Origin of the sequence: Dyadobacter sp. LHD-138 (assembly GCF_030929615.1) — a bacterium.
GTDB lineage: Bacteria > Bacteroidota > Bacteroidia > Cytophagales > Spirosomataceae > Dyadobacter.
Genome location: NZ_JAVFVU010000003.1, coordinates 247,920 through 262,559, shown reverse-complemented (window position 1 = coordinate 262,559; position 14,640 = coordinate 247,920). Strand labels below are relative to the sequence as shown.

11 protein-coding genes are annotated in these 14,640 nt (G+C 41.3%); 4 read left to right on the top strand and 7 right to left on the bottom strand.

Features of this window, described 5'->3' with window-relative positions; translation table 11 throughout:
* The first annotated feature begins 3 nt into the window (after positions 1 to 3).
* Positions 4 to 1,461: a DUF1501 domain-containing protein gene (locus tag RB622_RS02525; RefSeq protein WP_308044922.1), complete on the top strand. Its 1,458-nt coding sequence runs from the start codon at positions 4 to 6 to the stop codon at positions 1,459 to 1,461.
* 270 nt (positions 1,462 to 1,731) lie between these two features.
* On the opposite strand, the gene RB622_RS02520 is transcribed toward RB622_RS02525, so the two are convergent.
* Genes RB622_RS02520 through RB622_RS02505 form a run of 4 tightly spaced genes read right to left on the bottom strand, consistent with a single transcriptional unit; the run spans position 1,732 to position 8,854 of the window.
* Positions 1,732 to 3,273 (bottom strand): alkaline phosphatase family protein, encoded by a 1,542-nt coding sequence (locus RB622_RS02520; protein WP_308044921.1) that lies wholly within the window; start codon positions 3,271 to 3,273, stop codon positions 1,732 to 1,734.
* A gap of 31 nt (positions 3,274 to 3,304) precedes the next feature.
* Entirely contained in the window at positions 3,305 to 4,168 is an 864-nt protein-coding gene (locus RB622_RS02515) for a glycerophosphodiester phosphodiesterase family protein (RefSeq protein ID WP_308044920.1), read from the bottom strand.
* Between the two features lie 40 nt (positions 4,169 to 4,208).
* Positions 4,209 to 5,687 carry a SusD/RagB family nutrient-binding outer membrane lipoprotein gene (locus tag RB622_RS02510; protein ID WP_308044919.1) on the bottom strand — a complete coding sequence of 493 codons (1,479 nt, stop codon included), beginning with the start codon at positions 5,685 to 5,687 and terminating at the stop codon, positions 4,209 to 4,211.
* Positions 5,688 to 5,698: 11 nt separating this feature from the next.
* Positions 5,699 to 8,854: a SusC/RagA family TonB-linked outer membrane protein gene (locus tag RB622_RS02505; protein WP_308044918.1), complete on the bottom strand. Its 3,156-nt coding sequence runs from the start codon at positions 8,852 to 8,854 to the stop codon at positions 5,699 to 5,701.
* A gap of 381 nt (positions 8,855 to 9,235) precedes the next feature.
* Here RB622_RS02505 and RB622_RS30290 point away from each other — a divergent pair, with 381 nt between their 5' ends.
* The 3 genes from RB622_RS30290 to RB622_RS02495 all read left to right on the top strand — a co-directional run bounded on the left by RB622_RS30290 (position 9,236) and on the right by RB622_RS02495 (position 11,460).
* On the top strand, positions 9,236 to 9,400 hold the full coding sequence (locus RB622_RS30290) for an IS1096 element passenger TnpR family protein (protein WP_409021414.1): 165 nt from the start codon (positions 9,236 to 9,238) through the stop codon (positions 9,398 to 9,400).
* A gap of 355 nt (positions 9,401 to 9,755) precedes the next feature.
* Positions 9,756 to 10,610, top strand: coding sequence for a TraB/GumN family protein (locus RB622_RS02500; RefSeq protein ID WP_308044917.1), 855 nt, complete (start codon positions 9,756 to 9,758; stop codon positions 10,608 to 10,610).
* Positions 10,611 to 10,992: 382 nt separating this feature from the next.
* Complete coding sequence (locus tag RB622_RS02495; protein WP_308044916.1) at positions 10,993 to 11,460, top strand: hypothetical protein; 468 nt, start codon at positions 10,993 to 10,995, stop codon at positions 11,458 to 11,460.
* A 151-nt stretch (positions 11,461 to 11,611) separates the two neighbouring features.
* Here RB622_RS02495 and RB622_RS02490 read toward each other — a convergent pair whose 3' ends face one another.
* From RB622_RS02490 to RB622_RS02480, 3 genes are read right to left on the bottom strand one after another with little or no spacing between them, the layout of a single operon-like run.
* Positions 11,612 to 13,012, bottom strand: a complete 1,401-nt coding sequence (locus RB622_RS02490; protein WP_308044915.1) for a TolC family protein — start codon at positions 13,010 to 13,012, stop codon at positions 11,612 to 11,614.
* A 1-nt stretch (position 13,013) separates the two neighbouring features.
* Positions 13,014 to 14,171, bottom strand: coding sequence for a biotin/lipoyl-binding protein (locus tag RB622_RS02485; protein WP_308044914.1), 1,158 nt, complete (start codon positions 14,169 to 14,171; stop codon positions 13,014 to 13,016).
* A 6-nt stretch (positions 14,172 to 14,177) separates the two neighbouring features.
* Positions 14,178 to 14,582 carry a DUF3302 domain-containing protein gene (locus RB622_RS02480; protein WP_308044913.1) on the bottom strand — a complete coding sequence of 135 codons (405 nt, stop codon included), beginning with the start codon at positions 14,580 to 14,582 and terminating at the stop codon, positions 14,178 to 14,180.
* Positions 14,583 to 14,640 lie beyond the last annotated feature (58 nt).

Genomic DNA, 14,640 nt, shown 5'->3' with positions numbered 1-14,640 from the left:
GTTATGGAAAAAGAGATACTTGAACATTATCTGAGCTTCAACAGAAGAAGATTTTTGTCGAAACTAAGCCTGGGAATCGGAAGTGTGGCTTTGGGCTCGTTGCTTATTCCGGATCTCTTCAAAGATGGGGGAACGACGGATGAAACTGGTTTTACGCCTGGAATTCCCAGCTTTGCACCGAAAGCAAAAAGGGTTATTTATCTATTTCAAAACGGTGCACCCTCGCAACTCGAATCATTTGATTATAAACCCAAACTCCGAGAAATGGCAGGGCAGAATTTGCCGCCTTCCGTTCGCGGCGGGCAGCGTCTGACTGGTTTTACTGCGCTGCAGGCCAATTTACCGCTGGTCGGGTCCTTCACCAATTTTCAACAATATGGCGAATCGCGTGCTTGGATAAGCGACCTGTTTCCGCACACGGCCAAAATTGTGGATGATCTTTGCATCATCCGATCAATGCATACGGAAGCGATCAATCATGATCCGGCGATCACTTTTTTTCAAACCGGGTCGCAACAAGGAAACCGACCGAGTATGGGAGCGTGGCTGAGTTATGGCCTGGGTAGTGAAAACAAAAATCTGCCTGCATTCACCGTGCTGATTTCCAGAGGGAGAGGCAACGCGCAAGGGGTTTACTCAAAACTCTGGTCCAATGGTTTTCTGGATTCCATTCACCAGGGTGTTCAATTCAGTAAAGGCGAGGATCCGGTTTTGTATCTCAAAGATCCTGACGGAATGAACAAAGCGGACCGTCGTAAAATGCTTGATAAACTTTCGACACTCAACGAGCTGGCGTACGAAGAACTCGGCGATCCTGAGATCAACAGCAAAATCAGACAGTATGAAATGGCTTACCGCATGCAGACTGCCGTTCCTGAAACGCTGAATATTTCGGAAGAGCCAGATGATATCATCAAGCTCTATGGTACGGAATGTATGGTTCCCGGTACTTTTGCCGCTAATTGTTTACTTGCCCGAAAATTGTCTGAGAACGGTGTGCGTTTTGTACAGTTGTATCATCAGGGCTGGGATCAGCATGCCGACTTGCCGCGGGATATTTCCTGGCAGGCAAAAGACGTGGATCAAGCTTCCGCTGCACTGGTCACAGATTTGAAACAGAGAGGTTTGCTGGATGAAACGCTGGTGATCTGGGGTGGTGAATTTGGCCGTACCAATTTTAGCCAGGGACCAGTCACAAAAGATAATTACGGAAGAGATCATCATCCGCGTTGTTTTAGTATATGGATGGCTGGCGGCGGTATCAAGCCAGGGATTGTTTATGGAGAAACCGATGAGTTCGGATATAATATCATCAGGAATCCTGTTCACGTTCATGACTTTCATGCCACAGTTTTGAACCAATTGGGTCTGGACCATGAGAAATTAATTTTTAAACATTTGGGCAGAAGATTCCGGCTTACAGACGTTGCCGGAAAAGTGGTAAGAGATATTATCAGCTGAACCGCCGGAAAATAAATGGAGTGCTTTAATTATTGAAGTTGTTTAGGATTTATTTTTCATTTGAATTTTAAGCAAAAGCCGAACTGAAAAGGCTAGTTGAATCAAAGTGATCGTTTCAACCGCTGGTGTTTTGATGCTAACTTGAAATTCATTAGAATATTTCAAGTTAGCATGTCCATGAAAAGGTAAATTTGAATTAATCCGGTTTTATCCAGCGAGAAGAAAGAGTTTCCTGACCGGCTTAGCGGACAGGAAACTAAAAACTAACCACTATTGGATCCTTTCCACCTTACTGAAATTGAAATACCGGTATTGATCCAAAATTGACATATCCAATGAAAGTTTATACGTGCCCCATGGATATTTTACTTCTGTCACAATCGTTTCCTTCCTGGATTTCCTTGCCGGCTCTGATGTCTTTTTTAAGAATTCAGACATAATTCTGCCATCCATTTGCGTGGGAACAGGTAAGCCATAGATCCCAAGAAGGGTAGGCGTGATATCAACATTCGAGGTTGGCAAGGTATCATGGTAACCGCTTTTGAAATCAGGGCCTGAGACCATTAAAGCAATGTTGATCTCGTAAGGACTGGATCCGCCGTGCCCCGCTACCCCTCTTGAAAAATCCGTTCCTGGGTATTCTTTGTCGTTGATCTCATCGTTCCAGTTTGGCGCTACAAGAATGTCTCCCGACCGCCTGGGATGATTATAATGAATGGCCTCAAATGAAAGCGTTCCATACACCCAACCCTGCATACTACCTTTTTTCTTGGGTTTGGTAAAGACTGCGCCGACCCAGTTTTCTTTATGCAATGCAGAAACAATTTTTTTAATATTTTCTGCATTGTGGTCTTTGACATACACAGCACCCTCAGCAATGACCACATCATCAGAATCTTTGTCTTTTTTCAGGCCTTGGCTGATCAAAAAATCGGTCAGGTTTTGTTTGCCTGTATGGGTAACAAAACCATGGTCGGTTGAGATGATAATATTAAAAACAGTGGTTAGTCCCCTGGTCTGCAAAGAATCCAGCACCCGACCAAACTGCTGATCCACAAATGCTAAAGCTGAAATCGCTTGTTTTGATCCGATGCCATACCGGTGAGCAGAACCGTCGGGATCGGAAAGCCAGACTGCACTTACCAGCGGACCATCATTTTTTAAACCATATTTTAGCAGCGCATCAATAACCCATTTGTGTTTGCCATAGCCATTCTCCCCTTTTTGAGGAACATCACCAATTTCCGTTAGCACCTGCGACTTGAAAGATTCCGGAAGTATAAGTTCGGGGTTGACAATAGCTCCGTTTCCTACTTTATGGTTTTGTAAAAATGCCTGTCCAGTAGTTCCCGAACTAAAAACCATCATTTTTTCACCTGCTGATTGTAAAACTTCTCCCAATGAGACAGCAGTAAGCAGCTGGTTGGATTCCGATTCCTGCACTTTCATCAAATCCTCATAAGTTGTTCCGATCGCCTTGGATTTATTCACAGCCGGAAAATAAATCGCGTTGCCTAGCAGTCCGTGTGTGCCAGGGTAAGAACCCGTTGCATACGATGCTGAATTGACCCTTGTTACCGTAGGGAAAACACTGTGATGATGCATGCCAACCGAAGCTTTTTGTTTAAAAGCATACAAGTTTGGCATCAGTTCGGCCGTGATGTAGTCTGGTCTCAGGCCGTCAAAAAAGAATATCAGCGTTTTATTTTTAGCTGACTTATTTGTCTGCCCGTACGCGTCAGGGTATACCAATGCTAAGGCGACAAGAATTGAGCAAAAGTTTGCCAGTGATTTAAAAAAGTATTTTTTCATTTCAATATTTCGTCTAAATGTGAACCTTCTATCACCTATTTCTATAAGTAGGTTTCCAGGTTTTTATACCAAGTTTTTCAGTTTCCGGAAGAAGTGCACCCACATTGTTAACCAATACAAAATCCACACCCTGATCGAATAATCCCGCAAGTTCCTCAGCTGTTTCGGCAAAGAAAAAATTGATTTTGATCTTATTGTCCTTCAATGACGCTATTAACGGTTTACGGTCTTCCACAGATTCCGGGCGTAGCAGCTGGATAAATTCCGCCTTCATCTTGATCGTTTCTGCCACATATTTAACTGTATTTCGGCGGTAACTGTTTTCACCATTGCAGATCAGAATTTCCGGCACTTGTTTTTTTGCAGCTACGGCAGCTTTTTCGGAACAAGTCAGAAAAGCCTGGTGTAATCGCCCCGACTTTTTAAGCATAAGCGCAGCAGCTTTACCAACCGCTTCGTCGCCTTTTAGATGACAGTTAAGCCAGACATTCTGAGGCATTACCTCCAGCACCTCTTCAAAGGTCGGGATTAGCGTACCCTTGAATTTTTCAGACTTTTTAATACCGGCATCCAATGAACGTACATATTCATATGTAAGATCGGAAACATTTCCTTTTCCATTGGTTGTACGATCAACATGATCGTCGTGCATGACGATCATCACACTATTTTTGGTGAGTTGAATGTCAAACTCGATCATTTGCGCTCCCAGTGTTACGGCTTCCTGCAAAGCCGGCAATGTGTTTTCCGGATGCGTTTCCATCGCGCCACGATGTGCACATAAACCACGCTGTGGCATGATGATTTTGGACTTTTGTGCATACGCGTTACTTACCATGGATACACACAGAAATAAAATTCCTAAGTACCAATGCGCTACTATATTATTTTTCATTTCCCATTTTTAAATTTTCCTTCAATCAATTTCCAAATATTTACTTCTCCCACCAAACTTTAATGTTACTATTATCGCCTCCCATGGAGGCAATAGCAGTTTTCAATGCCTCAGGATTAAGTGATTGAAGATAAGTAGGATATGGAACGCGTGACGGAAAAATATTCTCTACCGGAATTCCTGATCCACGCGGCAAAACGGGAAAGCCAGTTCGTCTCTTTTCAAACCAGGACTGGTAATCGACAAAGAAATAGGCGTAGTACTTTTGAAGCATAATTTGTTCCAATTGTTTTTCTTCCGTTGCATTTGCGTCAAACAGTAGGCCTGGTTGCTTTGCAAAACCAGCTGGTACGTTTGCTCCCCATTGCGTCATCGATGCCGCAATGCCCGATTCGTAATGCTGCCCCGGTGTCGAGCCGGTGTTGAATCCTTTCAAAGCCAGCTCTGCCTTGATAAATTCAACCTCTGCCAAAGTCATCATTACGCCAAGCTGAGGCAATGTTTTCAGTCCGTCAGCATAACTTGAATTGGCGCCCACTGCATATTCAAGTGTTGTTGGATAACCACTTTCAATGCCTCTGTATATAGCTTCGGTGTCAGATTTGACCTGCGTACTCCAGACTGCTCTTCTTGGATCATTGGTCAGATTCATCTTATCCATAAAGAATTTGGTAAAATAATTTCCATCGCGCCAGTCTACTTGTCTTGCATTGTAAAATGGATTAAAAAACGGAAAGGTACCCGGATATCTGAAAATGGCTTCGTCGCTGTTTATCGTAAAAACCGGATTGTTGGTTGGGTCTGCTAAAATGGAAGTGATTTGTTCCTTCACATTTATTTCACCTTCTTTTTTTGATAAGCGGAGCAATAACCTTAAACGCAAAGAATTACAAAACTTTTTCCACTTCAAAATGCCATGGTTTTTCGCGCCTGAAAGTGCATTGGCATGATACAACATGTCTCCACCGTAAGTCAATGCTTTGGTATCATCCAGCAGGTTATTTGCCGTTTGAAGATCTTTCAGGATTTGAATGTAAATATCCTTTTGCTTGTCAAAAGTTGGTTTAAAGTTTCCTTCCAATGCTTTTGTTGCCTGAGAATAAGGTACATCGCCGTAAAGATCTGTAAGAATTGAGTAACTCCAGCTTTTATAGATCAATGAAATAGCCTTGTAATTATTTTCATTCAGCTTGTCTGCAATGACATAAATATCTTGAATGTCACTTAGATAAGTATAAAAATTAGTCCAGACACCTGTACCTGGATTGACAAGGTAACGGTGTAATCCACCACCACCGGCACTGGCCCTGGGTGCATCTACCTGCATGAGCTCATGCGTAAAATTGCGGCTGGCGTTAACGGTGCTGTTAATGATTTTATATTGTAATTGCCCCAGCATAACACCCGGGGTAATTTCTTTCGGACGGTTTGGATCCGTATTGAGTTCTTCAAAACCATCGTTGCATGAAATTAGCAGACCTGCTAAAAACAAAAGAGGAAAATATATTTTTCTTAACATGTTTCTGATCGTTAAAATTTAAGGGTAAGATTCATACCCATTGTTCTCGTGGATGGAAACTGCGCAAGTTCAACGCCTGGCGTCAGTGTTCCGTTGTTCAGGTTTCCGCCTTCGGGATCAAAACCTGGGAATTTGGTGAAGTTGAAAAGGTCCCTTCCGAAAAGAGCAAGGCTGGTTTGACGTACGCCAATCCTGTTTAACAATGCAGCTGGCAGATTAAACTCAACGCGCGCTTCTCTGATTTTTAAAAATGAAGCGTCGAAAATGTTAGTTTCCGCATTGGAAATCTGGTAGTAATTGTCGTAGTATGAACTGGCAGCTACTTTCACTGTATTCGGAGTAAAACTTCCATCAGCCTGTTTTACGACACCCTGACCGATAATCCCACCATCGCGGCCAGGCAAAGTAACCTTTGTTTTTCCCAGCGTGTTATTTTTGTGGTTGGTTTGTGAAAACATATTTCCACCTTTCTGCCCATCAAGAAGAATACTTACACGTACATTTTTGATCGTAAATTCATTGGATATACTTGCCTTCCAATCGGCAAAAGCATTCCCCCATTTTTTGGCGGTCGGATCTATTGCTGCCGGTAATCCCACAGAAGAATAAATGATTTGTCCATCTGGGGCGCGCTGAAAGCCACGACCATACATATCACCCATCAGTCCTCCAACTCTGGCTTCCACCGAAACGTTGGCATCATGCGCATAAATTACCTGGTTGGTAATACCTGATGCAAGCTCCCGCACGTAACTTCTGTTTCTGGACCAGAGCAGTGTAGTGTTCCAGCTAAAATTCTTTTTGGTTACAGGTTTAGCAGTAAGTTTTACTTCCACGCCACGGCTGTTGATCAAACCTGCATTGATCAGTGCATTCGCATATCCGGAAACAGGATCCAATGGAATGGCAAGAATCTGGTTACGGCTGTTGTTGTTATAATATGCAACATCCAACCCGACTAAATTTTTCAAAAGACGTACGTCAAGACCGAATTCATAACTTGCCGTTATTTCAGGTTTTAAGTCTGCATTGAACAGGGTTGAGGAATTGGTGAAGCTGTTACCATAAACCCGGTCATAATATCTGGCTGTTTGGTAAGGTCGGGTATCATTTCCAACCTGCGCCCATGAAGCTCTTACTTTTGCAAACGAGATGGCACGTGGAAGCTTAAAGATTTCATTCAATAAAAAACTCGAACTTACTGATGGATAAAAAAAAGAATTGTTTCCATAGGGCAGCGTGCTCGACCAGTCATTGCGGCCTGTTACATCCAAAAATATCTTTTCATCATAAGAAAACTGAGTGGCCGCGTACATACTGTTGATTGCCTTCTTCGTTTTCAGCGGATCTGCAACCGCCTGATCCAGACTATTGGATATTTGGTAAATACCCGGCTGAGCCAGCTGATCTGCATAAAGTCCTGCAAAATCATAAGACAGGCGCATGGCATTGGCACCAACCGAAGCGGTCACGTCAATCGTGTTGGCAATCTTGTCTTTATAATTGATAAGAAAGTCAGTATTGGATTCATAATTAAAAACATTTTGCTCCCGGTACATGCCTCTTGGGTAACGCGTCATGCTGAAAGGCCGCTGCTGAGAACGAAATTCATAAGCCATATCCAAACCTGTACGTACCAGGAAATCCAGTTTGTCTGAAATTTGGTAGGCCGCCGAAATATTACCGATCACGCCATGTTTATTCATTTTGTTAAGCATTTCATACATCCCCAGATATGGGTTATCCGGCGTTGGATTGAAAGGGCTTCTTTGCTGAATATTCTCTTTGCCCGGCACCCAGTATGGTTTGAACCATTCAGGTTTTAAGTTTGGCGCAGTTCCTAAAATAAGGAAATACATCAACGATTGATTGTTGTAACCGGCCATGGGAAGGTTGTCACTTTTCTTGTTGGTGTAATTAACTTTCCCATTGATTTTCAGGCGGTCCGATACTTTTTGGCTAACAGAAAGTGCCACATTCAGTCGCTCAAAACCGGTATTGGGAATGATCCATTTATTTTTCATATGAGTTAGAGACAGCCGTGCTGAGCCTTTATCCGTACCACCCTCCAATGAAATACTGTTTGAGAAAGTAGTACCTGTTTGGAAAAAACCTGAGATATAATCTTTACTGGCAACCCAGGGCGTGCGTACTATCGGTTTTCCGTCAGCTGCATCAGGATTGTACTGGAAATAAGACTGCCCGTCAAATTTAGGTCCCCAGGCCCTTCCGGCGCCTACCGTTGTTGCTGTGTTGGGGCCGTCCGCATTGTCGAGATAGGAGTAATAAGCGCTTGTCCGGCCTTCTCCGTATTGAAACTGATAATCAGGATATCGGTTGATTTGCTCGACACTAAAATTGGAATTGACTGTCACGCCAATGCCTTTGTCTTTACGAATGCCCGATTTTGTTGTAATAATAATGGCGCCGCCTGCGGCACGGCTTCCGTAAAGCGCCGTCGCACCCGGTCCTTTTAAAACGGTAACCTTCTCAATATCATCCGGATTAATGTCCGATAAACTGGATCCGTAATCAACCGGACTGTCCGCAGAAAGGTGGGAATTGAATCCCGTTCCTGTAATTTTACTGCTTACCGGTACGCCGTCGACCACGATCAAAGCCTGATTATTGTCCAGGTTAAGTGAAGATTCCCCCCGCAAAGTGATACGGGCTGATCCCATTGGCCCGGCACCAGCCCCCTGTATGTTTAGCCCTGCTACCTTTCCCGAAAGCGTATTGACCCAGTTATTGGATTTTGCATCTTTCACCGCGTTTTCATTGATTGTCTGTGCGGCAAACCCTAATGATTTTTCTTCTCTTTTGATGCCTAAGGCGGTAACAACAACCTCGTTAAGGATCTTTGTATCCTCAGCGAGAACGATGTCGATTACGCTTTGTGTTCCGATTATTTTTTCCTGTGGAATGAATCCAATTGCAGAAAATATTAATACTGATCCGGAGGAGGAAGTTTTCAAAACATACTCACCCAAAGCGTTTGTGGTGGTTCCGGAGCTGGTTCCTTTTAACAAAACATTTACACCCGGAAGTGGGTCTCCCGTGTGAGCGGTTACCTTACCGGTGATGTTAATAAGCTGCGCTTTTGACGGAAAAGGCAAACAGAAGCCCAACAGCAAGGCAAAAATTGCCAGCAGTAATAGTTTTTTCATATGATTGTTAGTGGTTATTTACATTTAACAGGAAAGACCGGACTGTTAAATCACATTTGTAATAAGTGACCAAAGGTACTGTGTCAATGAAAAGGCTTTGTCACCCTAGTGTTAAGGAATTATTATGTAAATGGGCGTGCATCAAAGTGTGTGAGCAATTGACTCTTTGATAATTTGAGAGGGATTTGAAAGCGTTGATGGCCCCACTTTGTCATGAAAATAAAAAATATTGTTCAGTCCGCGATTACTGGCCCTCGAACCGCGGTTTATCATTTGAAGGTACACATCCTGAATATTTCTCCAATGATTTACGGACACGTTATCATTGACGGCCTGGGAGAGCCAGCATTTTTATCGGGGATTTAGATCTGAGAGCTAGCGATATATGTTAAATATGTTTATGATTTTGGCGACTACTGGAAACACGAAATCCGTGTAGAGAAGGTTGAAAATACCAGGCCCGGATACCAGCATCCAATTTCAAGAGACAGACCGGTATTTATAAATTTAGTTGTTTCCACAAATTTATACCATATAGAACTTTGACCTCAATCCGGTTTTTCCTGTATTCTTTAAATGCTGTTGGGTCTTCAAGACTTAGCTTCATACCATTACAATAATGCTGATGTATGTTTGTGGAACTGAAAAGTGAATTTTGGACCTCCATAACATACTGCTCGTTATATTTGTACAAAACAATCCCATCGAGTTCCGGCCCCCCAATAAAATTTTTGAATTCGTCATTGAGCCATTTTAAATCGTTCACGGGATCTGCAACGCCACATGCACCATTCTTTTCTACCTCTTCAACCGGATGCCGCTGCCGTACTAACTTTTAATTTAACCCAGAGTTGGTTTTCATTCTCAATATCACTTACTTGACATAGATAAAAGCTAAAAAATGAACAAACTTTTTATAGCAGGCTATTTTGCTATTTTACTTCTTCCAATAGTCGTTTTTGGTCAAAAAAATGAGTCCGTAGTATGGGAAGTCTCAGGCAATGGATTATCTAAAAGTTCTTATTTATTCGGTACTGTCCATATTGCTTCGTCACAATTGCTACAACGCTTTCCAACGGTTATGAATATTGCTAAATCGTCCGATTTTGGATTGTTCGAAAAAGGTGGAAACGCGATCGGCAATGTTCAGGATACGGATATTTATTCGCCGCCGCTGGATTCCATTTTTACAAAAAGTGAGTATGCCCTTGTCGACAGTTTTTTCACAGCTTCGTCGTATGGAAGTATCAAACTGCACAACAATAGTGCATCCTTACAAGGTATGGCACAGGCGGTAATGATGATCAAAAAAGGAGAGACGAAGGATCAGGATATGACATTCGATGACTTTCTGCACTTTGAAATGCAGCGTTTAAATAAACCAACTTTTCAACTTGATGAAACGGGGCAAATGGCGCGCCATGAAGCAAAAGCAGATCATCGAAAAGTAGCCCAAGTGATTGTCATTTTGATCAAAAATAATCTCACAGAGGAAGAAATCACCACTCCTGATCTATATGATCCGAAAAGTTATCACGATTCGTTGCGAAATGATATGATGCTCGATCTGGAAGCGAGCGCGTACATCAAAGATAATACCATTGAAAGGCATGCATTGTGGCTACCTGAAATTTTGGCGAAAATGAGTGAAGGTTCATGTTTAGTCACAGTCGGACTGGCACATTTAAAATTTAAAACCGGATTAATTCAGTTACTTCGGGAAAAAGGGTTTATGGTCAGGGAGGTTAAGTTGTAGTATATTAAAAAAGTCTAATACAGGGCTTCTTTTATCTGACCAGTGCATGCATAACAAAACCCATATTTTGTTCATGTTGTTTTTATAGCCATTTTTATGTTAAGTGATTAAACACAGAACAAGGGGATGAGAGGTCTTTTGTGAAAGTTCTTGGTTTTGTACAAGGAGAGCGCACTTTTCCCACTTTGTTCTGGAGCCGCCGCCGCATCAAGTAAGGCCGGTCAATTCGTGCATGCATAAAAACGGCTTCTATGCGGCATTTGATTAATAAATTTTTATTGATATATTTATAAGGCATAGTAATTTTATTTGATGCCACTCTTCAGGTAGTGTATATCAAATCAAAAGATCAAAACTCTGTATTTAACCATATTACCTTCTTATGAACAAATTTATTATAAAGACAAATCACTTCCATAAGCCTCATATATGGATTTTACGATCAATACAGGCTATTCTAGCTTTGCTCATTTTATATGTTATAGACTTGCAAAATTTAGGAAACGATTTTCTTTGGATTGGTTATTCTCTTGCTATTCTGCTGGTACTTGCATTTTTCACACTTCCTATCGATGAACTTACTCTAGATACGGACCATCTTTACTTTGAAAAAAAATCGATAGTACCCTTTTTTAACAAGACAGTAAAATACCAAGTTTCTGAAATACAACAGGTTGGAGTTGGTGGGAATTTTGAAAGAATTGGAACATATGCACTTCTTGATCCCAGAATTCGTAGAAGCAGAATGGAAATAACTTTTAAAGATAATTCCTCAAAAATTTACGATTTATCTCTTTCAAAAAAAGAGTCAAAAGAAATAGCAAGTATGATAAGACAATTACTAAGCTAATTATCTACATCCCAAATAACCTCGGTTTTCTGGGACCAGCGCTGGCCGAGGTTTGACTGCCTAAAACAGCTCGAAAAGTGTATCAATTTCTTATCTCAGAGACTGTAAACCAAACTGTGTCACCTAACCTGATTATCCAAACTGATTTCCCTCAAAATTGATCCAAACCATTTGCGCCCAAGGCCATATAAAGATTAATTCTCTCAATTCGTTGTTGCAGGTCGAGATCAATGTTGTTCATTTCTTTTTTGATGAGGTCTCTTTGTTTTTGAAGTAATGCAAAACTATTGTTGCTTCCCACTTGAATTTGCTTTTTCGTGAGATCTATATTCTTTTGGAGCGCTGATATTGCATCTTTTTGAAAACCATTTTGCTTCTCTATTGAGCTTAGATTAGCTAAGGCCGATTCTACCTCGCTAAAAGCTACAAGAACGGATTTTGCATATTCTTCTATCACCTGTCTTTGTTCGGAGGTTTCTATTTCCACATTTTTTTTGAGTTTTCCGCCGTTTAAAATAGGTGTTGTCAGCCCACCGCCTATTTTTATCAAAGGGTTAGAGAAAAGATTGCTAATGCCTGCCACGTTGGTTCCCGCAACACCAAAACCTCTGGTAATATTGAGAGCGGGCAATCTTGCCGTTTTGGTTTCCTTCACTTCATAAAAGCTACTTTCTATCTGAAATTGCTGCGCCATAATATCAGATCTTTTTTCTAAAAGACGTAATGGAAATTGTGAAGGTAGCTCCTGTTTTAAAGCTGAAAACGCTGCATTTATCTTTAACAAACCTTCTGGGTACCGTCCGCAAAGCATCTCTAAACTTCTGCGAGATTGAGAATTGCCATTTTTGATTTTTTCTAAGTAAGCATTTAGTAATATAATTTCACTTTCTATATTGGATATATCCAGCGCATTACCCGTTCCTACTTTATTTTGTACCGAATATATTTTTTTAAGATTCTCTGTGGCGGTAATGTATTGGTTAACCTTTTGTTCTTGATATTGTCCGGCGATATTCAGAAAGTAAGTCTTGGCAATCATGGCTGCTATGGATTGCTTCAACATCTTTTGCCGAAATGCCGCTGAATAATATTGGTTTGCCATCGACATTTGTGATGATTTATTTTTACCCCAAAGATCCACTTCCCAATTAGCCTTCAGTTGTAAATTTCCAATATGACTGCCACTTACAAGATTATTGCTTGTATTTGCCAACGCGTTCACGCTTGGATAAAGGTTGCTTGCGGCAATATCCATTGACAATTCTATTTGATTAAGTTTCTCCTTGGAAACGATTATATCTGCATTGTGCGCAAGCCCTTCGTTTATTAAAGCTTCTAATTCTGAATTCAATAGCTCGTTCATCCATTGGTAAGAAAAGCCAAGGGTGTCTTGTCCTTTGTCTTGAATCCATTTGTCAGGAATTTCGGTATTTGCTTTTATCTCGCTCGTATTTTTTAAAACAGCTATGTTATCAGGTGTAGCATTTTTATAACCAATACAAGAGGTCATACTCAAAATAATAGCGCCGGTGATACCTATTTTCTTTAACATTTTAATGAAGTTTTAGAATTAAGTAGTTGAGTTTGCTATTTACGCGGACCATCACTTTCCGGATAAGGTGCAGCGGTTTTAGGTTATCAGAATAAATGACTGCGGTACCTCGTGCACCGACCGTTAAAGTCTGTTCTGTTTCGTCCAAAACAAATTTTGCGATCAGTTTTCCGTCAGTTTCTGGTAATTCTCGTGCCGTATTTGGAATTCCGGCAGTCGACCCGTTGCCCCCAATCATTCCTCCTGCATTGTTCATGATTCCCTGACTGGTGGCGTCTACGACATATTCTAATTTAGCTTTCACGACCTTTCCCGGGGTAGTTTTTAGCGCCAACTCAACTTCGTTACCACGCTTGACGGCTTCCAATTCATTTTGAGAATAGAATGCGATAATCGATTGTTGTTTTTGGATTAAAACAAAGGCCGACTTAAAGGGAGCCATCATAGCACCTTCATTCAATTGTACATTGGGAATGAATCCATCGGTGGGTGCCAAAACAACGGTTTGCAAGAGATTCCATTGGGCCTGTTCCAATTTTGCTTTTAGCACTGCAATCGATGCATTTTCTCCGTTATGTGTTGCATAGTATTTGGTTTCCAAAGACGATTGTTGCGCACGCGCCGCACTAATTCTCGAATCCAAATCTTGTGAAGTGGCCATTGCCTGTTCCAAATCAAACCGGTTGGCCGCTCCCGAATCTACCAACTCTTGATATTGTTTTATTCTTTTGTTACTTAAATCAAGCTGAGTTTGTAGGCCGGAAATATTTTTTCGCGATGCATCTATGTCCGAATTGTAGGACGAAACCATCGATTTCATATTGCTAATCTGTGCTTCAATGGATTTTACTTCTTGCTGAAAAGGCACTGGATCGAGTGTGAATAGTGTATCTCCTTTCTTAACTTCCTGATTAGTCTTTACATATACTTTTTTTACTTTTCCCAATGTTTGCGTGGTAATGTCTACACTTCGATTACCCACTTTTACATCGGAAGTGATGGGACAAAAGTAGTTAAGGCTTAATATGAGTGCTATGGACCCAAAAATTGGCAGGGAAAATACAACGACCTGTGTGTTGAAATTCCAGGGAATTAATTTCAGTTTTTTAATTAGAAGCCAACAAATGCCGGCATATATTCCGATTAGTAATTCTAACATGATTTCTTATACTTGGGGATTTTGTGATTTTTCTAATGATACTTGGTTTTCTTCAACTTCCTCTCCGGTTACGGAAGTAGAAGCATCATCTCCTTGATTGGAGGCGGAAGGACTTTCCTTTTTGTAATCGTAGTTAGCCCAAATCAAAGCAACAGGCCAAAGGAGGCCTCCAAAAATCAATGAAAGCAGGCACATAATTTTGATGGCATTCAATTGTGGATGGTTTTTCTGCTCCGCAATTTTTTCCGGATAAATATGAGCTTTCCAAAAAAGAATTATGCCGACAAAAGGTAGAATGAGCAAGATAATCCAAGACGCTCCGTCCGCAATTTTATCCTCAATTGCTCCTGTTGAAGCATGCGAAGTGCTGAAACATAAGAATACGAACAGTGATGTGAGTAACCTTTTCATAGTGAATAAGTTTTGATGATCGTATCGACATTGTCAAGAATGGCAATACCGCGAATCA